This window comes from Streptomyces bacillaris, from assembly GCF_003268675.1.
Lineage (GTDB): Bacteria > Actinomycetota > Actinomycetes > Streptomycetales > Streptomycetaceae > Streptomyces > Streptomyces bacillaris.
In genome coordinates this window covers 297,739-319,944 of the sequence record NZ_CP029378.1, presented here as the reverse complement: position 1 = coordinate 319,944, position 22,206 = coordinate 297,739, and the positions used below count along the sequence as shown (strand labels likewise).

The following is a 22,206-nucleotide window of genomic DNA, read 5'->3' as shown; positions in this document are numbered from 1 at the left end:
CCGTGCGGACGGAGCCGTACAACGGCCGACAGAACGGGGAACCAGCGCACATGACCGCTTCCAGCGACCCCGCACCGCAGGAACCCGTGTCGCAGGAGACCGGCCCGCAGGAGACCGGCCCGCAGGAGACCGGCCCGCAGGAGACCGGCCCGCAGGGGGCCGGCCCGCAGGAGACCGGCTCGCAGGGGGCCGGACGTCTGCTGGCGGTGAGCGACCTCCATGCGGCGGTCACCGACAACCGGCCCATCGTGGAGTCCCTCCGCCCCACCTCCGACGCGGACTGGCTCATCGTCGCGGGCGACGTCGCGGAGCGTCCCGAGGACATACGGTGGGCCCTGGGCCTGCTCGCCGCCCGGTTCGCCAAGGTGATCTGGACCCCTGGCAACCACGAGCTGTGGACCCTGGACAAGGACCCGGTCCAGCTGCGCGGCCAGGCCCGCTACGACCACCTCGTCGAACTCTGCCGCGAACTCGGCGTGCTGACCCCCGAGGACCCGTTCCCGCTCTGGCAGGGCCCGGACGGGCCGGTGGCGATCGCCCCGCTCTTCCTCCTGTACGACTACACCTTCCGCGCTCCGGGGACGCACACGAAGGAGGAGTCGCTGGCCGTCGCCCACAAGTCCGGCATCGTCTGCAACGACGAGTACCTCCTCCACCCCGACCCGTACCCCACCCGTGACGACTGGTGCCGGGCCAGGGTCGCGGAGACCGAGCGCAGGCTCGCCGCCCACGACCCGGAGATCCCGCTCGTCCTCGCCGGGCACTGGCCGCTGGTCCGGGAGCCCACGTCGATCATGTGGTATCCGGAGTTCGCCCAGTGGTGCGGCACCGAACTGACCGCCGACTGGCACCGCCGCTTCAACGTCACGGCAGTCGTCTACGGGCACCTCCACATACCCCGTACGACCTGGTACGACGGCATCCGCTTCGAGGAGGTCTCGATCGGCTACCCGAGGGAGTGGCGCGAGCGGGGCCACCCTCGCGGCCTGCTGCGCCAGATCCTCCCGTACGAACCGGAGTCCGCGGCCCCGGCCCGTACCGACACCGCCACCTCCGGAGGGACTCTGTGATCGAGCGGCTGCTGCCCGCGTACGTCTCCTGCGCGGCGACGCGCGAGGTCAGCGTGGCGGACGGGAACCTGTTCCCCGAGGAGGAGGAGCTGATCGCGAGGGCGGTGCCCAAACGCCGGAACGACTTCGCGACCGCGCGGGCCTGCGCGCGGCGGGCCATGGGCAGGCTGGGCCTGGAACCCGTGGCCGTGCTCCACGGCAAGCGCGGTATGCCGCTGTGGCCCGAGGGGATCGTCGGCAGCCTCACACACTGCGAGGGGTACCGGGCGGCGGCGCTGGCGCGCGCGGGGGACGTGCTGTCGCTCGGCATCGACGCCGAGCCGCACGCCCCGCTGCCCGACGGCGTGGCGGAGCTGGTGGTGCTTCCCTCGGAGCGGGAACGGTTCGCGGCGGCGGGTGGCGAGGCGGGCGACATCCACTGGGACCGGCTGCTGTTCAGCGCCAAGGAGAGCGTCTTCAAGACCTGGTATCCGCTCACCCTCACCGAGCTGGACTTCGAGGAGGCGGATCTGACGTTCCACCGGGAGTCTCCGGAGGGCCGGGAGGGCGAGCGGGCGGGTGTGGGGTCGTCAGGCCGGGCGGTCGAGGGCACGTTCAGCGCGCGGCTGCTGCGCACCGACCCGGCCGTGCCGCCGGTGCTGGAAGGGCGGTGGCGGATCGAGGCCGGCATCGTCGCCACGGCGCTGCTGCTGCGGCCCGACCGGCAGGAAGGGGCCGCCCCTCAGAGCCCCTGAAGGGCGGTGAGCGGGCGCCCCAGCCGGACGTTCCACCGCCCCGACCGGCCGCTCAGCTCCGTCAGGGCCAGCGGCGCCACGTCCAGCCGCCAGAACGCCTCCAGGGGCAGGGCCAGACCGTGCACGACCGCCGCTCGTACGACGGCGGGCTCGACGACCGAGAGAACGCTCACGGCCCGGCGGTCGGCCCGGCGTTGGTCGTCGGCGGTGGTTCCGCCGCCGGCCGTGTGCCCGCCCGGGTCACCCGTCCCGTGCGCGGCCTTGTCTTCACCGCCGACCCCGTCCAGCCAGCCGCCCACCCGCTCCACCAGCCCCCGCAGTGACTCGCCTCCGTGCGGAGCCGCCGAGGGGTCACCGATCCAGGCGGCCACGGCGGCGGGTTCGGCCGCGCCCACCTCGTCGAGGCGGCGGCCGCTCCACCGCCCGAGGTCCCAGCCGGTGAGCGCCGGTTCGGGGCGGGCGGCCAGACCGAGCGCGGTGGCGGTCTCCCGGCACCGCTGCGAAGGGCCGCTCAGCACCAGGCCAGCCCCGGGCACGGCGGAGGCCGCCGCCCGCGCGGCCCGCTCCCCGGCCCGGTCCAGCGGGGCGTCACCGTCGAAACGGGCCTCTCGGAGCGCCGCGTTCATCGCCGGTGAGACCAAGGACACCCGTACTGTCATGTTCCTGCCTCAACTCGTTCCGCGGCGGCCCCAACACCCTTGACGGGCGGGCGATTCGGGGCCCGAACCTCTGCACATTGCACCATGGCGGAGCCTGCGTGCAGGCGGTATGGTCACGTCGACCTTGACGACGGTGTGACGGAAGCCCGGTGAGAATCCGGCACGGTCGCGCCACTGTGTACCCGTACCTGTGCGGGAAGTCAGACCCAGCACCTTCGTCCGGCGCACCACGACAGGGACGCGTGTTCCCACAGGAGGTTCTGCCATGGCGCAGTCTGCCGCTCCCGCAACCGGAGCCCCCACGACAGGGGCCCCCGCGATCACCCCCATCTCGGCGAAGGCCATAGCCCCCTGGGCCGTCTTCGTCGGCATTCTGGCGCTCGTACTGCTGTACTTCGTCGGCGCCGAACAGGGCGCCACCGCCCTGATCTCGGGCGAAGGCGTCCACGAATGGGTCCACGACGGCCGTCACCTGCTCGGTTTCCCCTGCCACTGACCCGCCTGCGTGCGGTCCCCGGCAGGCAAGTGATCAAGGAAACCAGAGAAACAGGAAACAGGGAAAGTCTCGTGAACTCCATATCTGTCAGAGCTCTGCTCGTGCGCGGCATGATCGCGGGCGTGATCGCGGGTGCGCTGGCCCTCGCCGTCGCGTACTTCCTCGGTGAGTCCCAGGTGGACGCCGCCATCGCGCTCGAAGAGGCGCACAGCCACGCCGCCCACGGTGGCGGCGAGGAGGAAGAGGAACTCGTCAGCCGCACCATGCAGGCCACCGGTGGCCTCGCCACCGCGCTCCTGGTCTTCGGTGTCGCGGCGGGCGGGATCGCCTCCCTCGTCGTCGCCTATGTGCTGGGCCGTATCGGCAGCTTCGGTCCGCGGGCCACGGCCGCGCTGATCGCGGGAGCGGCTCTGCTCACCGTCTATGTCGTGCCGTTCCTCAAGTACCCGGCGAACCCGCCGGCCGTCGGCAACCCCGACACCATCGGGAAGCGCACCACCCTCTTCTTCCTGATGGTCGCCCTCAGTCTGCTGCTGGCCGTCGCCGCCGTGATCATCGGCAAGCGGCTCGCCCCCGCCCTGGGCAACTGGAACGCGACCATCGCGGCCGCCGCCGGCTTCGTCGTGGTGATCGGCCTGGCCTATGCCTTCCTGCCCTCGTTCGACGAGGTCGTCGAGGACTTCCCGGCCAGCCTCCTGTGGAAGTTCCGGCTCTCCACGCTCGCCGTCCAGACCGCGTTCTGGACCGGCTTCGGGCTGATCTTCGGCTATCTCGCCGAGCGGCTCTTCGTCTCCGCCCCCCGTGTCGACGAGCCCCGCACGGCGACGCCGGTGGGCTGACCGCCGCGCTCCGCACAGAAGCAGAACCCGCCGGGTGTGTCCGGCGGGTTCTGCCGTTTCCGGGGCCGGGTAGCGACTGGGTAGCGGTGTTACGGGCATGGAGACCGAAAGAGGGTAGCGACGTTACTCGTTCGATGTTAGCGTTGATGTCGTCGGGTTGCGCGGAACCACCGTGCCCCCTTCGTCAGGAGCGACGCCATGACCGAACAGCCCGCGTCCGTAAGCGAATTCGCAAGCCGGTCCGTACGTGAGTCGGCGGCCGGGCAGGTTTCCGCTGCCGCGCCCCGCCGCGTGGCCGTGGTCACCGGGGGATCCCGGGGCGTCGGCCGGGAGAGTGCCGAGCGGCTCGCCGCCGACGGCCTCGCGGTGGTCGTCACCTACGCGGGCCACCGGGCCGAGGCGGAGGCGGCCGTCGCCGCCATCACCGCCGCGGGCGGCGAGGCTTTCGCCCACCGTGCGGACGTGGCGGACGAGGCCGCCGTCGCCGGGCTCTTCGACGCCGCGGAGGAGGCGTACGGAGGGGTCGACGTGGTCGTGCACGCCGCGGGCGTGATGGCTCTCGCCCCGCTGGCCGAACTCGACCTCGACGCGCTCGACCGGATGTACCGCACCAACGTGCGCGGCACCTTCGTCGTCGACCAGCAGGCCGCGCGACGGCTGCGCGACGGCGGGGCCGTCATCAACTTCTCCAGCTCCGTGCTGTCGCTCGCCCTCCCCGGCTACACCGCCTACGCCGCCACCAAGGGGGCCGTCGAGGCGATGACCCTGATCCTCGCCCGCGAGCTGCGCGGGCGGGACATCACGGTCAACGCCATCGCCCCGGGGCCGACCGCCACCGCCCTCTTCCTGGACGGCAAGGACGAGGAGACCGTCGCGCGGATGGCGGCCCAGCCCCCGCTGGAGCGGCTGGGTACCCCGCAGGACATAGCCGAGGTGGTCTCCTTCCTCGCCGGTCCTGCCCGCTGGGTCAACGGTCAGGTCCTGCGGGCCAACGGAGGCATCGTCTGAGCCCCGCCGCTCACCCTCCCGGCTTGATAGCGTCCGTCCGATGAGCACGACGAACACGCGGACCCGCATCCTCGAGGTCGCCACCGAGCTGGTCGCCAGCTCGCCCGACGGCGACATCTCCACGCGCGCCGTCTGCGAGGCGGCCCAGGTCGGGGCCCCGGCTCTCTACCGCCACTTCGGGGACAAGGAGGGCCTCCTGTCCGCCGTCGTCGACCATGGCTTCGAGCGGTACCTCGCGACGAAACGTGAGCGCGACGAGAGCGCGGACCCCGTGGAGGACCTGCGCCGGGGGTGGGACAGCCATGTCGAGTTCGCCGTCCGCAATCCCAACCTCTACCGCCTGATGAACTCACCGGCGATGCGGACGCCTCCCGCCGCGGCGCTGGAGTCGCACCGCATCCTGACCCGGGATCTGGAACGGGCGGCCGCCCAAGGCCGGATACGCGTCGCACCCGAGCTGGCCGCCCAGATGGTCATGTCGGCCAATGTGGGGGTGGCGCTGATGCTGGTCGCCCGCCCCGCGAGCTTCGATGACGCCGATATGTCCCGCCGGGTGCGCGACGCCGTGCACGCCTCCATCCTCACCCCCGACGCGGCGCCGGCCGAGCCCGTGGTGGCCGAGCCGGGGGCGGCCGAAGTCCCCTCGGCCGCCGCCCGGTTGAGCGCCCTGCTGCGTGAGGCCCAGGGGCCGGGGCTCAGCACGGCCGAGGCCGCGCTGATGAAGGAGTGGCTCGACCGCGTGGCGAACGCCCGCCCGGGGGAGTGAGCCCACACCCTCGGGTCCGGGTCCGGAGGCGGGGCGAGGGGGTGCGGTCAGGGCGTTGACGGTACGGGGGAGGGGGCGTCGCGGTCGCGCAGCGCGTCCTCCACGAGGCGGGCGGTGTTCTCGACGAGGTCCTGGAGGCCCTCGCGTACGTCGTGGGCCTTGCTTCCGTACGGGCCGTACGCGGTCACCGTGAGCAGGAGGTCGCCGTTCCACAGAAGAAGAGCGCGGCCGGGGCGGCCCTGGTCGTCGACCGGTTTCGCGTACGCGGTCTCGTGGACCCGCTCCGGTCCGCGTCCGTGCACCCGGTCGAGATCGTGCTTGACGCGGTAAGCGCGGTGGGCGGGCGCGCTCTCCTCGTACACGTCGGCGGTCGTGTAGAGCTTCCACGACGCCCCGTCCGGGCCCGTGAGACCGGCCAGGCAGCCAGTCTGTCGATAGCGGGGCCGGGCGCCGCCCTCTCCGATGTCCTCCCTGACGTCGGGGTCGGCGGAGTCGGTGGTCGAGCCGACGGTGAACCCCTTCGCGAGCGGCTCGCCCGTGAGCAGTGCGCAGGGGGTGCCGGTCCAGCTGTGCGCCCCCGGGGCGCGGGAGGCGAGGGTCCCGGAGGATCCGGCTGCTCCGTCCCCGTCCTGGCCGCCGGAGCAGCCGGATACGGCCACGGTCACCGTCGTCACCGCCGATGCGATCAGCGCGGCCACCCGCGTCCGGCGTAACTCCGCATCCCTGGATCTGCGCATGTCCCCCACCCCTTCGTCCCGGAAAGCTCATTATCGGGTGCTCGTACCAGCGGGTAAAGCAGGACAGGGCCGCACGGGGCAGGGCCGCACCGGAGCGGTGCGGCCCTCGTCCCTCGGTACGGGTCGTCCCCGGTTCAGGCTCCGTTCTCCGGCTGCCCGAAGTCGCCGGAGAGCGCGGCGGCCAGCCGCAGATGCGTGGCCGCCTCGGCCTGCCGTCCCTGGCGCTCCAGGGTCCGGCCCAGCATGAGGCGCGCGTAGCTCTCCACCGGGTCGCGTTCCAGGACCGCCCGCAGCTCCTCCTCGGCCCGCGCGAGCCGGGCGGAGTGGTAGTAGGAGCGGGCCAGCAGCAGCCGCGGCGCGACCTGCTCCGGCGCCTCCTCGACGAGCCCGCCCAGGATCCGGGCGGCCGTGAGGTACTCCTTGGCCTCGAAGAACAGCTGCGCCCGGTCCCACCGGTCGGCGGCCGTGCCGAACTCGTAGTAGGTGTCGTTCACGTGCGCTCCTCCTCATCGGGCGGTCCGCCCGCTCGGTGCAAGCCCCCGAACCGCCGTCCCGCTGTACGTTCAGCCGTGACAACACTCCATAATGGTTGAACATTCCACTAAAGCTCCGGCGTGGGTGCCGACGCTCCATGCCCGTACGGGAATAGGTTGAGCGCCATGAGCAATCTCGATCGCCAGGCCACTCCCTCCGTCTGCGGAGGGCGCGGCTTCGTCGTCGCCGAGCCGGTCCGTGAACTCCTTACTCCCCGCCGCGTACCGCTCGGCGAGTCCACCGAGGTGCGCCGGCTGCTGCCCAACCTGGGCCGTCGCATGGTGGGCGCGTGGGCCTTCGTCGACCACTACGGGCCGGACGACATCGCGGACGAGCCCGGCATGCAGGTCCCGCCGCATCCGCACATGGGCCTCCAGACCGTCAGCTGGCTCCACGACGGAGAGGTCCTGCACCGCGACAGCCTGGGCAGCCTGCAGACCGTACGCCCCCGTGAACTGGGCCTCATGACCTCCGGCCGGGCCATCAGCCACTCCGAGGAGAGCCCCAAGCAGCACGCCAGGTTCCTCCACGGTGCCCAGCTCTGGGTGGCCCTCCCCGACGAACACCGCCATGTCGAGCCGCACTTCCAGCACCACACCGACCTCCCCGCCGTCACCGCCCCCGGCCTCACCGCCACCGTGATCCTGGGCGAACTGGACGGCGCGGCCTCCCCCGGCACCGCCTACACGCCGATCGTCGGCGCCGACCTCGCCCTCACCGAAGGCGCGGAGACCCGCCTCCCGCTGGACCCGGACTTCGAGTACGCGGTCCTGGCGATGTCGGGAGAGGCCGAGGTCGACGGCGTGCCCGTGCTGCCCGGCTCGATGCTCTACCTCGGCTGCGGCCGCCGGGAGCTGCCGCTGCGCGCCCTCTCCGACGCGGGGCTGATGCTCCTGGGCGGCGAGCCGTTCGAGGAGGAGATCGTGATGTTCTGGAACTTCATCGGCCGCTCCGGTGAGGAGATCGTACAGGCGCGAAAGGACTGGGAGGAGGGCTCGCGGTTCGGCGAGGTGCAGGGCTACGACGGTGCTCGCCTGTCCGCCCCGGAACTGCCCACGACCCCGCTGAAGCCACGCGGACGAGTGCGTTGACCTGCGGAAACCTATAGACGGGCTGGTCGTGCTTCCACTGGCGGTCGCCATTCTGGGGCCCCGATCCGCATTCTGTCCGGGGCTCGGGGCTCGGGGCTCGGGGCTCTATTGGATGTGAGAGGAGGCACGTCGAGTCTCGTGTTCGAGCTTGTGTGTCAGGGTTCGATCGGATCGATGCTGACCTCTTGCTGACTTTCTTGATTGCCTGTCAGGTGGTGGCAGCCGTCTGCCGCCCGTATGCCGGAAGCCGTTCCCGGACGGATCCGTCGAAGCGTGACTGCGTGCCGCAGAGCCCGGGCGTGAACTCGTCCGGCCGACTTCCGAGCCACCCTCGCCGAAGCCGGGAAGTACCGCATCGGCTGGCTCCGACGGATGCTCACCGACGAGATACGCGCTTGCGGGCCTGGAGCCCCCATCGGTGTCGGCACGGCGCAGGCACTTCACTGAGCGCTTTCAGCGTTGCCTCGCCCGTGTAGGCGTGGTCGGCGAGGACGGGGACACCCTGGCGTTCGCAGATCCGGATCATCCGGTGGGTACGGCCGCGGTGAGATCATGAGTGCGGCCCGGCAGGGCGGGCGAGATCCACAGCAGCTCGCCGGCCGGATCGGTGAGGACCTGGACGTTCACGCCGTGCCGGCGGTGCTTGGCCGAGCAGTCCGCCCGGCTGTCGCCGAAGCGGTCGCACTCGGCGAGGGTCCCGTCCAGCAGGACGAAGTCCGGATCGTGCTCGCGCAGCGTCTTCAGCAGGCCGGGGGCCTGTTCGGCGAGCAGTCTGGTCACGCTGGTGACGTAGGCGTGGACGGTGCCGACGGTCCCGCACCCGGCCGCGATCCGGGCGAGGGTGTCGTGGCGGCGCAGGTACACCAGAGCGACGAGCGCGCGCTGGTGCGGTGGGAGCTTGCAGTGGCGGTCACCCTCGCGGGTGACGACGAGCATGGTGACCCACTCGACCAGGTCGTGAGGGAGGTCGAGTGCGGCAGTATGGGGAACCAACAGGGTTCCTGTGCCGGTGGGTCGAGACGTCGAACACCTCTCTCAACGGCACGGGAGCTTTGTGCGTCGCGGTTCTCACCTCGACCTGACCGGCGTCACCCGATCAGTGGCCACGCTGAAAACGCTCAACGATGTAGCTCGGGCGTCGGACACCGACGTCGGTCCCATGCGCAGCATCCGCGTGTACGGTCCCGATCGCTCCGGCACGCTCGGCCCCTTCCCTCGCCTGAGGAACATCCTGGCCGCCAGGTCTGCGGTACTGCCCCAGACCACTGGTGCGGGGTCCTTGCTCACCCTTTTGCACGCCGCACGAGCGGTCACCTCGAACCTCACGGGCTTCTCGTCGACGGTCAACGCCCCCGCCTCAGTCATGAAGCCTGCGGACCGGTAAGTCACCGGCGACGGTGAAGGCGCTGTGGGAGCTGGACGCGCCGGTGTGGCTGGTCCACGGCAGCAAGCGGAACACCGCGTTGCCGGGGGAGCCGTACATGGCGACGGCCCCGGCGACTCGATCGCCTTCAGGAAGAGACTCGTCGGCAGGAGCGCCGCTGCCTCGGTGCTGGACACCTTCTCGAAGACGTGGGCCGGCTTCAACTGTCCGACGCCAACTAAGGCGTTTGGCCTCTCGACGCCCTCCAAGTCGGTACTGTCCGGCATGGCACCCACCCGGGCGGGGCAGGTCCCGCGCTACTGCTCGGTCAGCTCGCCGTCGAGCGAGAGCGCCGACCGCAGCGCACTGAAGGTGTCCGCCGTCGGAGCCTTCCACGTCATGTGCGCCTGCCACTGGGTGCGACCTGGTGGGCTGACCGGACCAGGGTGGGCCGTGTCACCGACGGGCGGCTCAGGCGAGGCGTGAGGCGCTCCAGGCCGCCTCGATCATCCGGAAGACCTCGTCCACCGCGTCCCCCGGCTCGGCCGCCTCGCAGGCCAGTGCGTAGGCGTCGATCGCGAACCGCGCGATGGTCCGGCAGGCCGTCGACGTCTCCGGTACGCCGAGGTCGGCGGCGATGGCGGCGGCCAGCGAGTCCGCGTGGCGCAGCCGCATCGACTCCTCGTAATTCCGCAGTGCCGGTGAGGACTCGATCAGACTTCGGACCGGGGCGGCCTCGGGTGCCGTGCAGTGGCGCACCAGGGCGTGGATCTCCTGGCGTAGCGCCGGGATCAGCGGTTCGCCCGGCGCCCGGTCGGCGACCGCCCGCACGAGGCCGCGCTCGAACCCCTGATCACGCTCGAAGACCAGCGCCTCCTTCGCGGGGAAGTGGGAGAAGAGCGTGGTGACGGCCACATCGGCCTCGGCGGCCACATCCCGGATGCCCACGTCGTCGTAGCCGCGTTCCAGGAAGAGACGCAGAGCGGTGTCGGCGATCTTCTGGCGGGTTGCGGCCTTCTTGCGCTCGCGGCGCCCGGACGGCTCGATCATGCGCTGACACTACCAAATACAAAACAACAACAGATTCAAAATCCTAACGGTTAGTGTTACGGTCGCGGCATGAAGAAGGTGAGCTTCGCCGAGTTCGGCGGCCCCGACGTCCTCCGCCTCATCGATGCCGAGGAGCCCCACGCGGGCCCCGGCGAGATACGCATCTCCGTACGAGCCGCAGGGGTGAACCCGGTCGACTGGCGCATCCGCGAAGGCCAGGTCCTCGGAGCGCATCCGACCGAACTGCCGTCAGGGGTGGGCCTCGACGCCGCCGGAGTGGTGGACGAGGTCGGCGGGGGCGTCGACGGGGTGGAGATCGGCGCCCCCGTGTTCGGCGAAGGGTCCAGTACGTACGCCGAGTACGCCGTGCTGACGGCCTGGGCCCGGATGCCGGAGGGCCTGACGTTCGAGGAGGCGGCGGGGTATCCGTCGGTGATGGAGACCGCGCTGCGCGTCATCCGCGAGGTCGGCGTACGGCCCGGCCAGACCCTGCTCGTCAGCGGCGCGTCCGGCGGAGTCGGTTCAGCGGTCCTGCAGATCGCGCGCGAGCGGGGCATCAAGGTCATCGGCACGGCCGGCGCCGCCAACCAGGACTACCTGCGCGGCCTGGGCGCACTCGCCACGACGTACGGCGAGGGCTGGGCCGAGCGGGTGCGCGGTCTCGGCCGCGTCGACGCGGCGCTCGACCTGGCGGGCTCCGGTGTGATCCGCGAGCTCGTCGAACTGACCGGAGACCCGGAGAAGGTGGTCACCATCGCGGACCTGGACGCGCCGCAGTCCGGCGTCCGCTTCTCCGGCGAGGCGGGCAGCGTGCCGGACGCGCTGGCCGAGGCCGCAGCGCTCATCTCGCGCGGCAGGCTGCACATCCCGGTCGAGAAGTCCTACGCACTGACGGAGGCCGCTGCCGCGCATGCCGACAGCCGAACGGGCCACACCCGGGGCCGCCGCGTCATCGTCATCTGATGTGGCCGGAGGCCGGCGCGTCAGAAGACGGACAGACCCGTGAGCGTGGTGAACCGGTCGAGCGCCGCCACGCCCGCCACCGAGTTGCCGCGCCGGTCGAGCCCCGGGCTTCACACGCACAGGGTGCACTCCCCGGGCACGATGGCGATGATCCCGCCGCCGACGCCGCTCTTGCCCGGCAGTCCCACCCGGTAGGCGAACTCTCCGGCCGCGTCGTACGTGCCGCAGGTGAGCATGACCGCGTTGACCTGCTTCGCCTGGCTGCGGGTCAGCAGCTCGGACCCGTCGGCCCGGACGCCGTGCCGGGCGAGGAACCCCGCGGAGAGGGCCAGGTCAGCGCAGGACGCCTCGATCGAGCACTGGCGGAAGTAGGCGGCGAGCAGTTCGGGCACCGGGAGGGTGACGTTGCCGTAGGAGGCCATGAAGTGGGCCAGCGCGGCGGTGCGGTCGCCGTGGGCCGCCTCGGATGCGGCGACGTCCGGGACGAAGTCGACAGCGGTGTTGCCGCTCTCCGCACGCAGCAGCTCCCGCACCCGGCCGGCGGCGTCCCCGGTCAGCGCCTGCAACCGGTCGGTCACCACCAGGGCGCCCGCGTTGATGAACGGGTTGCGGGGGATGCCGTTCTCGTACTCCAGCTGCACCAGGGAGTGGAAGGGGTTGCCCGACGGCTCGCGGCCCACGCCCCGCCATATCCGCTCGCCGTCCAGGGAGAGCGCCAGAGCCAGGGCGAAGACCTTGGAGATGGACTGCGTCGAGAACGGCTGCCGCCAGTCCCCGACCCCGTACACGGTCCCGTCCGGCTCCGCCACGGCCATCCCGAACCGCCGGGGGTCGGCCCCGGCGAGCATCGGTATGTAGTCGGCGGGGGCCGTGGTCGTCGCGGACAGCCATCTCCTCGGCTATGCGGCTGATGACGGCGCTGAAGCGGTGCGCACCGGTACGCGGGGCGGCATTGCTCGCCGGGATGGCGGCGGAGGTGTGGGACACGGCGATTCCTGACGGGGAGCGGAGCGGAGCGGGGCCCGGCGGCCGGAGCGGGACCGGGGAGAGCGCCCACAGTCTGCCCGCCCACCGGAAGCAGCCCAAATGTCCCGCACGCCTCGGCACCGTGCCCTGGCTTCACGCCCCACGCCCCGGCGCCCCGTGCGCCCCGCACGGCTCGCCTCGGGGCTCACCCGTGAAAGCCCGGGCTCAGGGCTCACATGCTCGCGAAGATCGCGCCCAGGACCATGCCGCCGACCAGTCCGACAGCGCTGACCACGATGGCGATCGTGGCGAGCCGCTCGTGCCGGACGGTCTTGGCGATGATGGCCATGATCAGCCCGCCCAGCGCGAAGACGATCGGCAGGAAGACGAACCCGATCACGCCCAGGACGATCGCGATGATGCTGAAGACGTTGCCGGAGGCACCGGCCTTGGGCGCGCCGTAGTGCTGCTGTCCGGTCGGCTGGTTGCCGTACTGCGTGGTCATCTTCCGCTCCTTCGGGTCGGTCGCTCCGAGAACCGGTCGCGAAGGGGCCGGCCTGACGTTCGGGTGCCCCCAAGTCCTCTGCGCACACGCCTGTTTGCTCGCGGAGGCAGTCCGAAGCGGACGTTGATAGCTTGCAGCGATGAGTGAGCGACGACCGCCGGGCGGCGAAACAGGAGGGCCTCCTCGTGCCCACGAGCAACTTCCGGACGGCGGTGCGGAACTGTCGCCCCGCGAGATCGAGGCCCTCGACTCCCGGTGGGCGTCCGCCTGGACTCCGGACGAGGTGGCGCGGCGGCTGGCCGGGGTCCGGGCCCCGTGGTACGTGGCCGCCGGCTGGGCGCTGGACCTGTTCCGCGGCGGGCAGCCCCGGGCGCACGGGGACATCGAGATCGCGGTCCCGGCCGGGCGGTTCCCCGAGGTGCGCCGCCGCTTCCCCGGCTACGTCTTCGACGCGGCGGGCAGCGGCCGGATCTGGGAGGACGCCGCGCCGGACGTGCTGGCCGCCGTGCACCAGACGTGGCTCCGCGATCCGGCCACCGGCGACTATCTGCTGGACGTGTTCCGCGAGCCGCACGACGGCAACATCTGGATCTGCCGCCGCGACAGGAGCATCCGGCTTCCGTACGGCGAGATCGTCCACCACACCCGGGACGGCATCCCGTACCTGGCGCCCGCACTGGCCCTGCTGTTCAAGGCCAAGCACGTCCGCCCGAAGGACCAGGCGGACTTCGACGCGACGCTCCCGCACCTGAGACCGGAGCAACGAGCTTCCCTGGCCCGGCTGTTGGACCGTGTCCACCCGGGCCACCCCTGGTCGGCGAGCCTGTAGTCGGCACGCCGAGCGCTTCCTCCTCTCCGTCACTCCAGGATCTCGACGTACCCGTCCGTTCCGTGCACGCGGACGCGCTGTCCCGTCCCGGGTGAACCGGGTGGCCCGGTCCACGCCGGCGACGGCGGGCAGTGCGTACTCGCGGGCGATCACCGCGCCATGGGTCATCAGGCCGCCCACCTCCGTCACCAACCCCGCGACGCCGAGGAACAGCGGGGACCAACTGGGCTCGGTGAACCGCGTGACCAGGATGTCGCCCTCTTCCAGCTCGGCGTCGGCCAGGTCGAGAATGACGCGCGCCCGCCCCTCGACGCTCCCGGTGGAGACCGCGAGACCGGCCGATGCTTCCTCCGGTATGTCGTCACGCCGGTAGGACCCGGTGACGGCCTCGCCGTCCGTGGTCAGCACCCGGGGCGGGGTGAGCGCCCCGTACGACCGGAACTCTTCCTTGCGCCGCGCGATGAGCCGATCGTCAGCCCGGCGCGATCGGACGACGTCCTCCAGCTCCTGGAAGGCGGTGGAAGACGTCCTCCCGCTCGGCGAGCACACCGTCCCGATCGAGCCGCCCGGCCTCCTCCAACAGGCCCTGCTTGTAGAGGAAGTAGCGGCAGACGATGCCGTACTTCGGACACTCGCGGTATCCGGCGAAGGCCCGTACCCGGCCGATCATCCGCTTGGTCTCGTCGGCCTTCCGCTCTCCGTCCGGCAGGGCCCGCAACCGGGACAGCACGTCCTGTTCGGGCCGGAGCGGCCGCTGCCGGCCCTGCTCGAAGCGGCGTTCGGCGGTGCTGGGCCCGAGGGTTCGGGCGCTGCCGAGGATCAGCGGGACCAGCCTGGCGGGACGCCGGCTCCATCGGGGCCGCGTGATGTCGATCTCGCCGACGCAGCGCATGCCGGAGCGGGCGAGGTACGACTTCAGTGCCGGAATAGCTGGGGGCATGGGGGTCCGCGCGGTGCTCGTGTGCTGGTCCCGGCCCCGTCGAGCCAGGCCGGGACTGCTCACTCTCGTCGGTTCCTTCAGCAGGCCGGAACCGAGGACTGGTTGGTCACGAAGGACGAGTGCACGTAGGCCCAGACCGGCGCTGATCCGCCGGAGTAGTTCACGTAGGCCTTGAACCACCGGTTGCTGGAGTAGTTGCCGGTTGCCCACCCCGCGTCCTTGTAGCAGGACACCCATGATGCTTGCCCGTTCGGGTTCCGCCACCCGTCGGAAGTCACCCATCCGATGAAGGACCACGACTCTGCGTACGGCGCCGAGCGCGCCGCCGCTCCGGCCTGCACCGTCATCGTGGGATAGGCGCTGCTGGCGGCCTGGGCAGTCGGCGCGATCGAGAGTGCGGCTCCTGACGTCAGGAAGAGTGCTCCAACGGGCACGCCCACGCGCTTGAAGAGGAGTTTCATACCCCGTCCTTTCGGTTGGGCAGCGAGTTTTCCCGCAGCCGGAACCTCACCGTAGGAGGGCTGTGGCGATGCTGTGGCGATGCTCTCCATCAGGAACCAAGGGGGTAAGCCGAGATGATCCCTTCTCCATACGGCTCAACGACGACACGGAGAGCCAGCCCTTCGTAATGCCCGTCAACTCGAAAACGGGCCGGTATGGCCCATTCGACGTCCGGAAGACGGTGCCAAGGATTGAATAGAGTCCCAGGCTCGCCACTGAAGTCATCCTCACCGCGGCTCCACCGGGAAGATGGATCGGCGGCAACCGCTTGAGCGGCTGTAAAGATCTTTTCGTCTGACCAGTCCTCCGGGAAAACACTTTTGCCGAGTTTCCGGGCAGCAGCCCTGCCTGAATGCAACTCGGCAATGTGATCCATCCGGTATGGAGATAGATAGCTGCCGTCCCGGCGTTGCTCCGCACTGATTTCGAGTTCATTCTCACCTGCTACGGATACGTCTTCCCATCCGCCGTACCTTCCAGGTAGAGCGTCACGCCCGGCCATCTCGTGATCATAAAAGTTCCGAGGGTTGTACGGTTCCGGATCGGTGCTCAAGGAATCTCCAGAAGGCTGCGGCGGTACCTTGGGTGAGAATATATGCTGAGAGGCATGGAGGCAGGAAATTCCGGTCGACGCTCACAGGGACCGAAGGAGTCAGGAGCCGCCGCAGCGGGAAACCGCCTGCGGGTTCTGCTGGCTGAGCATCGCGAGTACCGGCAGCGCTGGTGGGCTCACGCGCGCCGTCGGCATGGGAATGACATCAGCTACTCCGGGGTCGCCCAGGTGATCGCGTTGCACCTCTGGGACACGGGGCTGCGTGCCGACACGGACCGAGAGCTGCCCAGAAAGCTACGCGACCGTGTTCGGCAGGCTCTGCTCGGGAGCCAGCTCACTCACGAGACGATCACCTGGTTCTTGGAGTCATTTGAATTCTCCGCAGAGGATGCCAGGGAAGTCTGGGATGCCTTCTCTGGGAGTAGCGTCATAGACCTGAAAGGAGGTGGCATAGCGTTCACCTTGCGGAATCCTCCTGTAGCGATGATTCAACCCCAGGGGCATCGCACGACGGCACTGTTCTCTCGCTATTATATTTCCGCCGACCGATCCCTTCGGAGAATAGAAAACAGTCATGTCATTGTTGCCGTACAGGATGGATTGGAGTCTTTTGCGTATAGCCCTCGCGATACGGTGACGAGTGTGGAGTCGGTAGTCGGTGGGACATTCTATCGATTTCATCCCAGCAGTCCCGGGTATATCGGAATTGAGTTAAAGCTCGACCGACGCCTGACTGAGGATGAGTATTCCTCTCTGCAATACGCGACGCTCCATCGGACAACACCTGACCCTTGCGTTCACGTACGCCGGGCCGCGCGGAAGCGCATCGACAACGTCGACATGCGAGTTATATTCGAAGCGACGGCACCGCGCAGGGCATGGTGGTGCGTATGGGATGACTACAGTGGACCCGAGCCTGTCCGGAAGGTTCCCGTCAGCATCTCACCCAATAGGGAAATGCACCAATTTATCCCATACATGGAGCAAGCGGTAGTCGGGTTTCAGTGGGAATGGTGACTCTCATGTGCGAATCGGCTTCGAGAGCTGGGTCCTCAAGAGAGCCGGGCGGCGACGAGCCCGTACCGGCCCCCGAACTGCCCCCGGTCGCGCTGAAACGCGTGGACGGGTGCGCTGACGACAGGCCGGTTCCGGCAGCCCGGTTCGCACGGCCTCGCTCGCACCGCCGTACTCCGGTGTTCGGGCTACGGAGGTCGGGCTCCGGCGTGGCTCGACTGCCTGCCTGGGCCGCCCCCTGACTGAGCTGCGAGGACAAGGGGGCCAAGTGGCTGGCGCCTGCGACCTGGCATCGGAGGGTCGCGTTCCGTGTCGGTCAACGTCGGAGGCGCGGCAGGCCGCGACGGTGTGCCGCTCCCTCCGCACCCGATATCTGTGAGGCGTTTCCCCATGAGCCTGAGCATCCGCAACCAGCTTCCCGGTACCGTCACCTCCGTCACGGCCGGTGAGGCCATGTCCACGGTGAAGGTCCGCCTGCAGGGTGGCCAGGACATCACCGCCGCGATCACCACCGACGCCGTCAAGGCGCTCGTGAAGTCCACCGAGGTCTCCCTCGCGACCGGTCCCGTCGAGGGCATCTCCATCCGTAACCAGCTCGCGGGCACCGTCACCGACGTGGCGACGGGTGGTGCCATGGGTTCCGTGAAGGTCTCCGTCGAGGGCGGCGAGCTGACCGCCGCGATCACCAAGGACGCCGTCGAGGCACTCGGCCTCACCTCCGGGTCCTCCGTCGTCGCCCTGATCAAGTCGACCGAGGTCTCCCTCGCCACCGCCTGATTCAGCGGCCGGCACGGACGTAACTCAGTAGATGTCACGGACGTAGCGCCTGTCCTCGGCCAACTGCCTGACATAGGCGGCCGCCGCGTCCGTGTCCAGGCCGCCGTGTGCGGCGACGATCTCCCGCAGGGCGCGGTCGACGTCCTTGGCCATCCGGCCGGCGTCGCCGCAGACGTACAGGTGGGCGCCGTCCTCCAGCCACCGCCACAGCCGTGGGCCGTGCTCGCGCATCCGGTCCTGGACGTAGACCTTGTTGCGCTGGTCGCGCGAGAAGGCGAGATCGAGGCGGTCCAGGTGGCCCGTGGAGGCGAAGCCCTCCAGTTCCTGGCGGTAGTAGAAGTCGGTAGCCTCGCGCTGCTCGCCGAAGAAGAGCCAGTTGGGGCCCGTGTGCCCCCTGGCCCGGCGGTCCTCCAGGAAACCGATGAACGGCGCGACGCCGGTGCCGGGGCCGATCATGATCATCGGGGTGGTGGGCCCCTGCGGCGGGCGGAAGTGCGGCGAGCGCTGGACGAACACCTGGACCGGGCCGTCGTCGGCGCAGTCCGCCAGATAGGTGGAGCAGACCCCCTTGCGGTCCCGGCCCAGGTCATTGGTGTAGCGGACGACCGAGACCGTCAGGCGCACCTCGGTGGGGTGGGCCAGGGGGCTGGAGGAGATGGAGTACAGGCGGGGCTGGAGCCGTTTGAGGACCCCGGCCCACTCGGCCGCCGAGGCCCGTACGGGATGGGCGCCCACCACGTCGGCCGCCTGCCGGCCCCAGCTCCACTTGGCCAGCTCGCCCTTGTTGTCTGGGCGCAGGAGTTGCTGGAGGTAGCGGTCCCCGGTGCGTGCGACGACGAACCTGAGCAGGTCCGGGGTGATGCGGGCCAGGTCGAACCGGGTCCGCAGGGCTTCGTGGAGCGGCATGTCGGTGCCGTCGGGGAGGGCGATGCTCCCCTCGGGGTCCAGACCGGTGAGGGCGAGCCATTCCGCCACCAGCGCGGAGCCGTTGGCCGGCCATATGCCGAGCGCGTCCCCGGCCTCGTACGCGAGTTCCCCGCCCCGGGTGTCGAAGGCGAACTGCCGGACCTCCTTCTGTGATCCGGGCAGACTGAGCAGCCGGTTCCCCACCAGCAGGGTGGCGAAGGGGGAGGCCTTGGAGTGGCCGGGGGACGGGGTGGGTGCCACCGTGGACGCTGCCCGAGGTGCCCGTGCCGTCGGTGGTGCGTGCGGTGTGGGCGGTGCCTGAGATGTCGGCGGTATCTGCGGTACCTGCATCTGCGGTGTTGCGGCGCTGCCCCTGTCGGTCCCGTCGGCCGCCTCGGTCCCGGCCGGTGTCGGAACCGTCGTGGCGAGGGCCGCCGTGACCTGGTCGAGCCATTGCGCGGCGGTCTCCTCGTAGTCGGGTTCGCAGTCGGTACGCGGGTGGATACGGGTGGCGCCGAGTTCCGCGAGGCGTTCGTCCAGGCGGCGGCCGTGGCCGCAGAAGTCGTCGTAACTGGAGTCCCCGAAGGCCAGGACGGAGTAGCGCAGGCCCTCCAGCCGGGGCGCGTCGGGGGCGGAGAGGGCCTGCCAGAATCCGGCACCGTTGTCCGGGCTGTCACCGTCGCCGAAGGTGCTGGTGACGACGAGCAGGTCGGTGTCGGCGGTGAACCGGCCCGGCGTGGCGTCGGCCATGGCGAGCAGCACCGGGGTCCGCCCCGCCCGGGTGAGACCGGCGGCCGTGGCGGCGGCGAACTCCTCCGCGGTGCCGGTCTGCGAGGCCCACAGGACGATCAACTGCCGGGGCACGACGGCGTCATGGGCCGGGGCGGAAGCGAGGCCCGGTGAGGCGGGAGCGAGCGGTACGGGAGTAGGGGTGGCAGAAGGAGACGAGGGCGCGGCGCGGGAGAACATCCCCGCCAGCACCCCGTCCACCCACAGCGCCGTCGCCGGGTCGAGGGGCGCGGTCGCGGGCAGTACGGGGACCCCGCCCGGCGGTGCCTGGGCGAGACCGGCCAGGAAACCGGAGAGATACTGCCGCTCCGGCTCCCGCAACGTCGGCCCGGGAAGCCCGGGAAGCCCGGGGAGGCTGGGGAGTCCGGGAAGGCCGGGGAGTCTGGTGAGGTCGGCGGGACCGGGCAGGCCGAAGAGGGTGGCGAGAGCCGAGACGAGGGCGGGGAGAGGGACGGATGCGGAGGTGTCGGCTCCCTCCACTCCTCCCCGTACGCCGGTCGGCTCATCAACTGAATTATCGGCCTGCTCACCGGCCGCCGAACCCTTCTGCGGCCGCCGGCCCGGCAGCACGTCCGCCTCCTCGCGCTGTGGTGCGGCCACCACCCGCAGCGCCACGGCACAGGCCTTGAACTCGGGCTGGAACGAGATCGGATCGACCGCGTCGCTGGTGACCGCGTTGATGCTGAGGTACTCCCCGAACAGGTCGTTCCAGTGGAACGGGGCGAAGCAGTTCCCCGGGCGCACCCGGTCGGTGACCACGGCGGGCAGTACGGCCCGGCCGCGCCGGGATGCCACCTCCACCGGGTCGCCGTCCCGGGCTCCCAGGGCGGCCGCGTCGTCCGGATGGAGTTCGACGAACGGGCCCGGGTTGAGCTTGTTCAGTTTCGCGACCTTGCCGGTCTTCGTGAGGGTGTGCCACTGGTGCTGCACACGTCCGGTGTTGAGGACGAACGGGTAGTCGTCGTCGGGGAGTTCGGCGGCGGGCAACTGCGGACGGGCGTAGAACCGGGCCTTTCCGGAGGGGGTGGGGAACGCCAGCCGGGGGCGGCTTCCGTCCGCGCGTACCAACAGCTCGTGGCTCCGGCCGTCGTTGAGATAGCGGACCGGGTTGCGGCTCCCGCCCTCCGGGGAGGCGGCAGGCCACTGCACCGGACTCCCGCGCAGCCGCCGGTAGGTGACGCCCCGCAGGTCCCAGCCGGTCTGCGGGTTCCAGGCGCGCTTCAGCTCCTCGAAGACCTCCTCGGAGCTCGTGTACGTGAAGGCGTCGGCGTACCCCATTTCGCAGGCCACCCGGGCGATCAGCTGCCAGTCCGGCAGCGCCTGGCCGGGCGGGTCGACGACGCCCTGGACGAGGGTGAGGTTCCGCTCCGAGTTGACCATCACGCCGTCGGACTCCGCCCACAGCGTGGCGGGCAGGACCACATCGGCGTAGGCGTTCGTCTCCGTCTCCGCGAACACGTCCTGGGTGACGACCAGTTCGGCCGCCTCCAGACCGGCGATGACGGTCCGGCGGTTGGCGACCGAGGCGACCGGATTGGTGCAGATGATCCAGCACGCCTTGATGGTCCCGGCCGCCAACTCCTCGAACATCTCGACCGTGCCGCGCCCGCTGTCGGTGCGCAGCGTGCCCGACGGCACGCCCCACAGCTCCTCGACGAAGGCCCGCTCCTCCGCCACGAGGACCGACCGCTGGCCGGGCAGCCCCGGGCCCATGTATCCCATCTCGCGTCCGCCCATCGCGTTCGGCTGGCCGGTCAGGGAGAGGGGCCCGGAGCCGGGGCGGCAGATCGCCCCGGTGGCGAGGTGCAGATTGACCAGGGCGTTGGTGTTCCAGGTGCCGTGGGTGGACTGGTTGAGCCCCATCGTCCAGCAGCTCATCCACTCGCCCGCCTCGCCGATCCACTGCGCGGCCCGCCGGATGTCCGCCTCGGGCAGGCCCGTGATCTCCGCGACCCGCGCAGGGGTGTACTCCGCGAGGAAGGCGGGCATCTCCTCCCACCCCTCGGTGAACTCCGCGATGAACGCCTCGTCGGTGTGCCCGTTCTCCACGAGGAGATGGAGGATGCCGTTGAGCAGCGTGAGGTCCGTGCCCGGCCTGATCGGGAGGAAGAGGTCGGCCTTCTCGGCGGTGGCGTTGCGCCGCGGGTCGACGACGATCAGCTTCGCCCCGGCCGACCGGACCCGGTCCATCATCCGGAGGAAGAGGATCGGGTGGCAGTCGGCCATGTTCGCGCCGATGACGAAGAACGTGTCGGCCCGGTCGAAGTCCTCGTACGAGCCGGGGGGACCGTCCGCGCCCAGCGACAGCTTGTAACCGGAGCCCGCACTCGCCATGCACAGCCGGGAGTTGGACTCGATCCGGCTCGTCCGTACGAAGCCCTTGGCGAGCTTGTTCGCCAGGTACTGCGCCTCCAGGGACATCTGCCCGGAGACGTAGAGAGCGAGCGCGTCCGGTCCGTGCTCGTCCACGATCGCGCGCAGCCGTCCGGCCACGGCCGTGATCGCCGTCTCCACGTCCGCCTCCACCGGATCGGCGCCCCGCTCCGCGCGGACCAGGGCCTTCGCCATCCGCCCCGGAGCGGCCATCATGTCGGCGCCGGTCGCCCCCTTCGTACAGAGCCGCCCGGAGTTCGCCGGATGGCTCCGGTCACCGGAGACCTTCTTGACGACGCGCCTGCCGCTGGTGGCGTCACGACCGATGTCCAGCAGGACCCCGCAGCCGACGCCGCAGTACGAGCAGACCGTCCGCACGCCCGCCGCCCCCAACCCCGGTCCCGACGTCGTGCCCGGTCTCGACGCCGACGCCGTGCCAGCCCCCGACGCGCCGGACCCCGGCCCCGGCCCCGTGCCCGTCCCCGACGTGCCTGCCCCCGGCTCCGCCTCCGCGCCCGACGCCGTCAACGAGACTCCCTTCCCTCTCTCCCGACCGCTCTCCCCGCCCTCTCCGGCGAACACCGGGTGAGGTGTGGCCGTGAGGTGCGGCAGAGGTGGGAGGCTCCCACGCCCAAGAACCTAGGAAGACCGCATTACCGGCCTGTCACACCCCGAGGACGGTGCAGGTAAACCCGGCCGCACGCCACACCCGCCCCCGCTGTGAGCACCACCCGTGCCGGACG

General features: G+C 70.6%; 18 protein-coding genes and 3 pseudogenes. 10 read left to right on the top strand and 11 right to left on the bottom strand.

Going from position 1 to position 22,206, the window contains the following annotated elements; genetic code table 11:
• The first annotated feature begins 50 nt into the window (after positions 1–50).
• The gene (locus tag DJ476_RS01450) at positions 51–1,070 is read left to right on the top strand and encodes a metallophosphoesterase family protein (RefSeq protein WP_318294285.1); all 1,020 of its coding nucleotides are present in this window, start codon (positions 51–53) and stop codon (positions 1,068–1,070) included.
• Positions 1,067–1,804 carry a 4'-phosphopantetheinyl transferase family protein gene (locus tag DJ476_RS01445; protein WP_103417640.1) on the top strand — a complete coding sequence of 246 codons (738 nt, stop codon included), beginning with the start codon at positions 1,067–1,069 and terminating at the stop codon, positions 1,802–1,804. Before DJ476_RS01450 ends, DJ476_RS01445 begins: the two co-directional genes overlap by 4 nt.
• On the opposite strand, the gene DJ476_RS01440 is transcribed toward DJ476_RS01445, so the two are convergent.
• A complete protein-coding gene (locus DJ476_RS01440) occupies positions 1,792–2,463 on the bottom strand; it encodes a histidine phosphatase family protein (RefSeq protein WP_112489598.1) in 672 nt (223 codons plus the stop codon). The genes DJ476_RS01445 and DJ476_RS01440 overlap by 13 nt on opposite strands.
• A 265-nt stretch (positions 2,464–2,728) precedes the next feature.
• On the opposite strand from DJ476_RS01440, the gene DJ476_RS01435 reads away from it, so the two are divergent.
• The 4 genes from DJ476_RS01435 to DJ476_RS01420 all read left to right on the top strand — a co-directional run bounded on the left by DJ476_RS01435 (position 2,729) and on the right by DJ476_RS01420 (position 5,572).
• The gene (locus DJ476_RS01435; RefSeq protein WP_019761602.1) at positions 2,729–2,959 is read left to right on the top strand and encodes a CbtB domain-containing protein; all 231 of its coding nucleotides are present in this window, start codon (positions 2,729–2,731) and stop codon (positions 2,957–2,959) included.
• Between the two features lie 71 nt (positions 2,960–3,030).
• Positions 3,031–3,798 (top strand): CbtA family protein, encoded by a 768-nt coding sequence (locus tag DJ476_RS01430; RefSeq protein WP_112489597.1) that lies wholly within the window; start codon positions 3,031–3,033, stop codon positions 3,796–3,798.
• A 198-nt stretch (positions 3,799–3,996) separates the two neighbouring features.
• A complete protein-coding gene (locus DJ476_RS01425) occupies positions 3,997–4,806 on the top strand; it encodes an SDR family oxidoreductase (protein WP_241565525.1) in 810 nt (269 codons plus the stop codon).
• Positions 4,807–4,846: 40 nt separating this feature from the next.
• Complete coding sequence (locus DJ476_RS01420) at positions 4,847–5,572, top strand: TetR/AcrR family transcriptional regulator (protein ID WP_112489596.1); 726 nt, start codon at positions 4,847–4,849, stop codon at positions 5,570–5,572.
• A 47-nt stretch (positions 5,573–5,619) separates the two neighbouring features.
• On the opposite strand, the gene DJ476_RS01415 is transcribed toward DJ476_RS01420, so the two are convergent.
• Both DJ476_RS01415 and DJ476_RS01410 read right to left on the bottom strand, forming a co-directional pair.
• A complete protein-coding gene (locus DJ476_RS01415; RefSeq protein WP_112489595.1) occupies positions 5,620–6,309 on the bottom strand; it encodes a hypothetical protein in 690 nt (229 codons plus the stop codon).
• A gap of 134 nt (positions 6,310–6,443) precedes the next feature.
• Complete coding sequence (locus tag DJ476_RS01410) at positions 6,444–6,803, bottom strand: tetratricopeptide repeat protein (protein WP_103417635.1); 360 nt, start codon at positions 6,801–6,803, stop codon at positions 6,444–6,446.
• Positions 6,804–6,968: 165 nt separating this feature from the next.
• On the opposite strand from DJ476_RS01410, the gene DJ476_RS01405 reads away from it, so the two are divergent.
• Positions 6,969–7,934, top strand: a complete 966-nt coding sequence (locus DJ476_RS01405; RefSeq protein ID WP_103417634.1) for a pirin family protein — start codon at positions 6,969–6,971, stop codon at positions 7,932–7,934.
• A gap of 466 nt (positions 7,935–8,400) precedes the next feature.
• On the opposite strand, the pseudogene DJ476_RS01400 reads toward DJ476_RS01405, so the two are convergent.
• Both DJ476_RS01400 and DJ476_RS01390 read right to left on the bottom strand, forming a co-directional pair.
• A pseudogene (locus DJ476_RS01400) lies at positions 8,401–8,927 on the bottom strand (transposase family protein); the annotation flags it as partial.
• Positions 8,928–9,768: 841 nt separating this feature from the next.
• On the bottom strand, positions 9,769–10,347 hold the full coding sequence (locus DJ476_RS01390; RefSeq protein WP_112489594.1) for a TetR/AcrR family transcriptional regulator: 579 nt from the start codon (positions 10,345–10,347) through the stop codon (positions 9,769–9,771).
• A 69-nt stretch (positions 10,348–10,416) separates the two neighbouring features.
• Between DJ476_RS01390 and DJ476_RS01385 the strand changes: the two genes are divergently transcribed.
• Positions 10,417–11,310: an NADP-dependent oxidoreductase gene (locus tag DJ476_RS01385; protein ID WP_112489593.1), complete on the top strand. Its 894-nt coding sequence runs from the start codon at positions 10,417–10,419 to the stop codon at positions 11,308–11,310.
• A 20-nt stretch (positions 11,311–11,330) separates the two neighbouring features.
• Here DJ476_RS01385 and DJ476_RS01380 read toward each other — a convergent pair.
• Together DJ476_RS01380 and DJ476_RS01375 are read right to left on the bottom strand one after the other, a co-directional pair.
• Positions 11,331–12,297 (bottom strand): annotated as a pseudogene (locus DJ476_RS01380) (glutaminase).
• A 211-nt stretch (positions 12,298–12,508) separates the two neighbouring features.
• Positions 12,509–12,781: a hypothetical protein gene (locus DJ476_RS01375; RefSeq protein ID WP_103421581.1), complete on the bottom strand. Its 273-nt coding sequence runs from the start codon at positions 12,779–12,781 to the stop codon at positions 12,509–12,511.
• 139 nt (positions 12,782–12,920) lie between these two features.
• On the opposite strand from DJ476_RS01375, the gene DJ476_RS01370 reads away from it, so the two are divergent.
• Positions 12,921–13,610, top strand: a complete 690-nt coding sequence (locus tag DJ476_RS01370) for a nucleotidyltransferase domain-containing protein (RefSeq protein ID WP_112489592.1) — start codon at positions 12,921–12,923, stop codon at positions 13,608–13,610.
• A gap of 29 nt (positions 13,611–13,639) precedes the next feature.
• Here DJ476_RS01370 and DJ476_RS35070 read toward each other — a convergent pair.
• The 3 genes and pseudogenes from DJ476_RS35070 to DJ476_RS01350 all read right to left on the bottom strand — a co-directional run.
• Positions 13,640–14,532 (bottom strand): annotated as a pseudogene (locus tag DJ476_RS35070) (PEP-utilizing enzyme); the annotation flags it as partial.
• A gap of 95 nt (positions 14,533–14,627) precedes the next feature.
• A complete protein-coding gene (locus DJ476_RS01355) occupies positions 14,628–15,011 on the bottom strand; it encodes a hypothetical protein (protein ID WP_112489590.1) in 384 nt (127 codons plus the stop codon).
• A gap of 89 nt (positions 15,012–15,100) precedes the next feature.
• Positions 15,101–15,604, bottom strand: a complete 504-nt coding sequence (locus tag DJ476_RS01350; RefSeq protein ID WP_146066269.1) for an EndoU domain-containing protein — start codon at positions 15,602–15,604, stop codon at positions 15,101–15,103.
• Between the two features lie 1,404 nt (positions 15,605–17,008).
• Between DJ476_RS01350 and DJ476_RS01345 the strand changes: the two genes are divergently transcribed.
• Positions 17,009–17,395 (top strand): TOBE domain-containing protein, encoded by a 387-nt coding sequence (locus DJ476_RS01345; RefSeq protein WP_112489589.1) that lies wholly within the window; start codon positions 17,009–17,011, stop codon positions 17,393–17,395.
• Between the two features lie 24 nt (positions 17,396–17,419).
• Here DJ476_RS01345 and DJ476_RS01340 read toward each other — a convergent pair whose 3' ends face one another.
• Positions 17,420–21,841 (bottom strand): molybdopterin-dependent oxidoreductase, encoded by a 4,422-nt coding sequence (locus DJ476_RS01340; protein WP_112489588.1) that lies wholly within the window; start codon positions 21,839–21,841, stop codon positions 17,420–17,422.
• Positions 21,842–22,206: the final 365 nt, after the last annotated feature.

Excerpts from the sequence above, each read along its gene's own strand:
- DJ476_RS01450 (WP_318294285.1), top strand. The coding sequence starts at position 51 with ATGACCGCTTCCAGCGACCCCGCACCGCAGGAACCCGTGTCGCAGGAG.
- DJ476_RS01440 (WP_112489598.1), bottom strand. The coding sequence starts at position 2,463 with ATGACAGTACGGGTGTCCTTGGTCTCACCGGCGATGAACGCGGCGCTC.
- DJ476_RS01435 (WP_019761602.1), top strand. The coding sequence starts at position 2,729 with ATGGCGCAGTCTGCCGCTCCCGCAACCGGAGCCCCCACGACAGGGGCC.
- DJ476_RS01425 (WP_241565525.1), top strand. The coding sequence starts at position 3,997 with ATGACCGAACAGCCCGCGTCCGTAAGCGAATTCGCAAGCCGGTCCGTA.
- DJ476_RS01420 (WP_112489596.1), top strand. The coding sequence starts at position 4,847 with ATGAGCACGACGAACACGCGGACCCGCATCCTCGAGGTCGCCACCGAG.
- DJ476_RS01415 (WP_112489595.1), bottom strand. The coding sequence starts at position 6,309 with ATGCGCAGATCCAGGGATGCGGAGTTACGCCGGACGCGGGTGGCCGCG.
- DJ476_RS01405 (WP_103417634.1), top strand. The coding sequence starts at position 6,969 with ATGAGCAATCTCGATCGCCAGGCCACTCCCTCCGTCTGCGGAGGGCGC.
- DJ476_RS01390 (WP_112489594.1), bottom strand. The coding sequence starts at position 10,347 with ATGATCGAGCCGTCCGGGCGCCGCGAGCGCAAGAAGGCCGCAACCCGC.
- DJ476_RS01385 (WP_112489593.1), top strand. The coding sequence starts at position 10,417 with ATGAAGAAGGTGAGCTTCGCCGAGTTCGGCGGCCCCGACGTCCTCCGC.
- DJ476_RS01375 (WP_103421581.1), bottom strand. The coding sequence starts at position 12,781 with ATGACCACGCAGTACGGCAACCAGCCGACCGGACAGCAGCACTACGGC.
- DJ476_RS01370 (WP_112489592.1), top strand. The coding sequence starts at position 12,921 with ATGAGTGAGCGACGACCGCCGGGCGGCGAAACAGGAGGGCCTCCTCGT.
- DJ476_RS01355 (WP_112489590.1), bottom strand. The coding sequence starts at position 15,011 with ATGAAACTCCTCTTCAAGCGCGTGGGCGTGCCCGTTGGAGCACTCTTC.
- DJ476_RS01345 (WP_112489589.1), top strand. The coding sequence starts at position 17,009 with ATGAGCCTGAGCATCCGCAACCAGCTTCCCGGTACCGTCACCTCCGTC.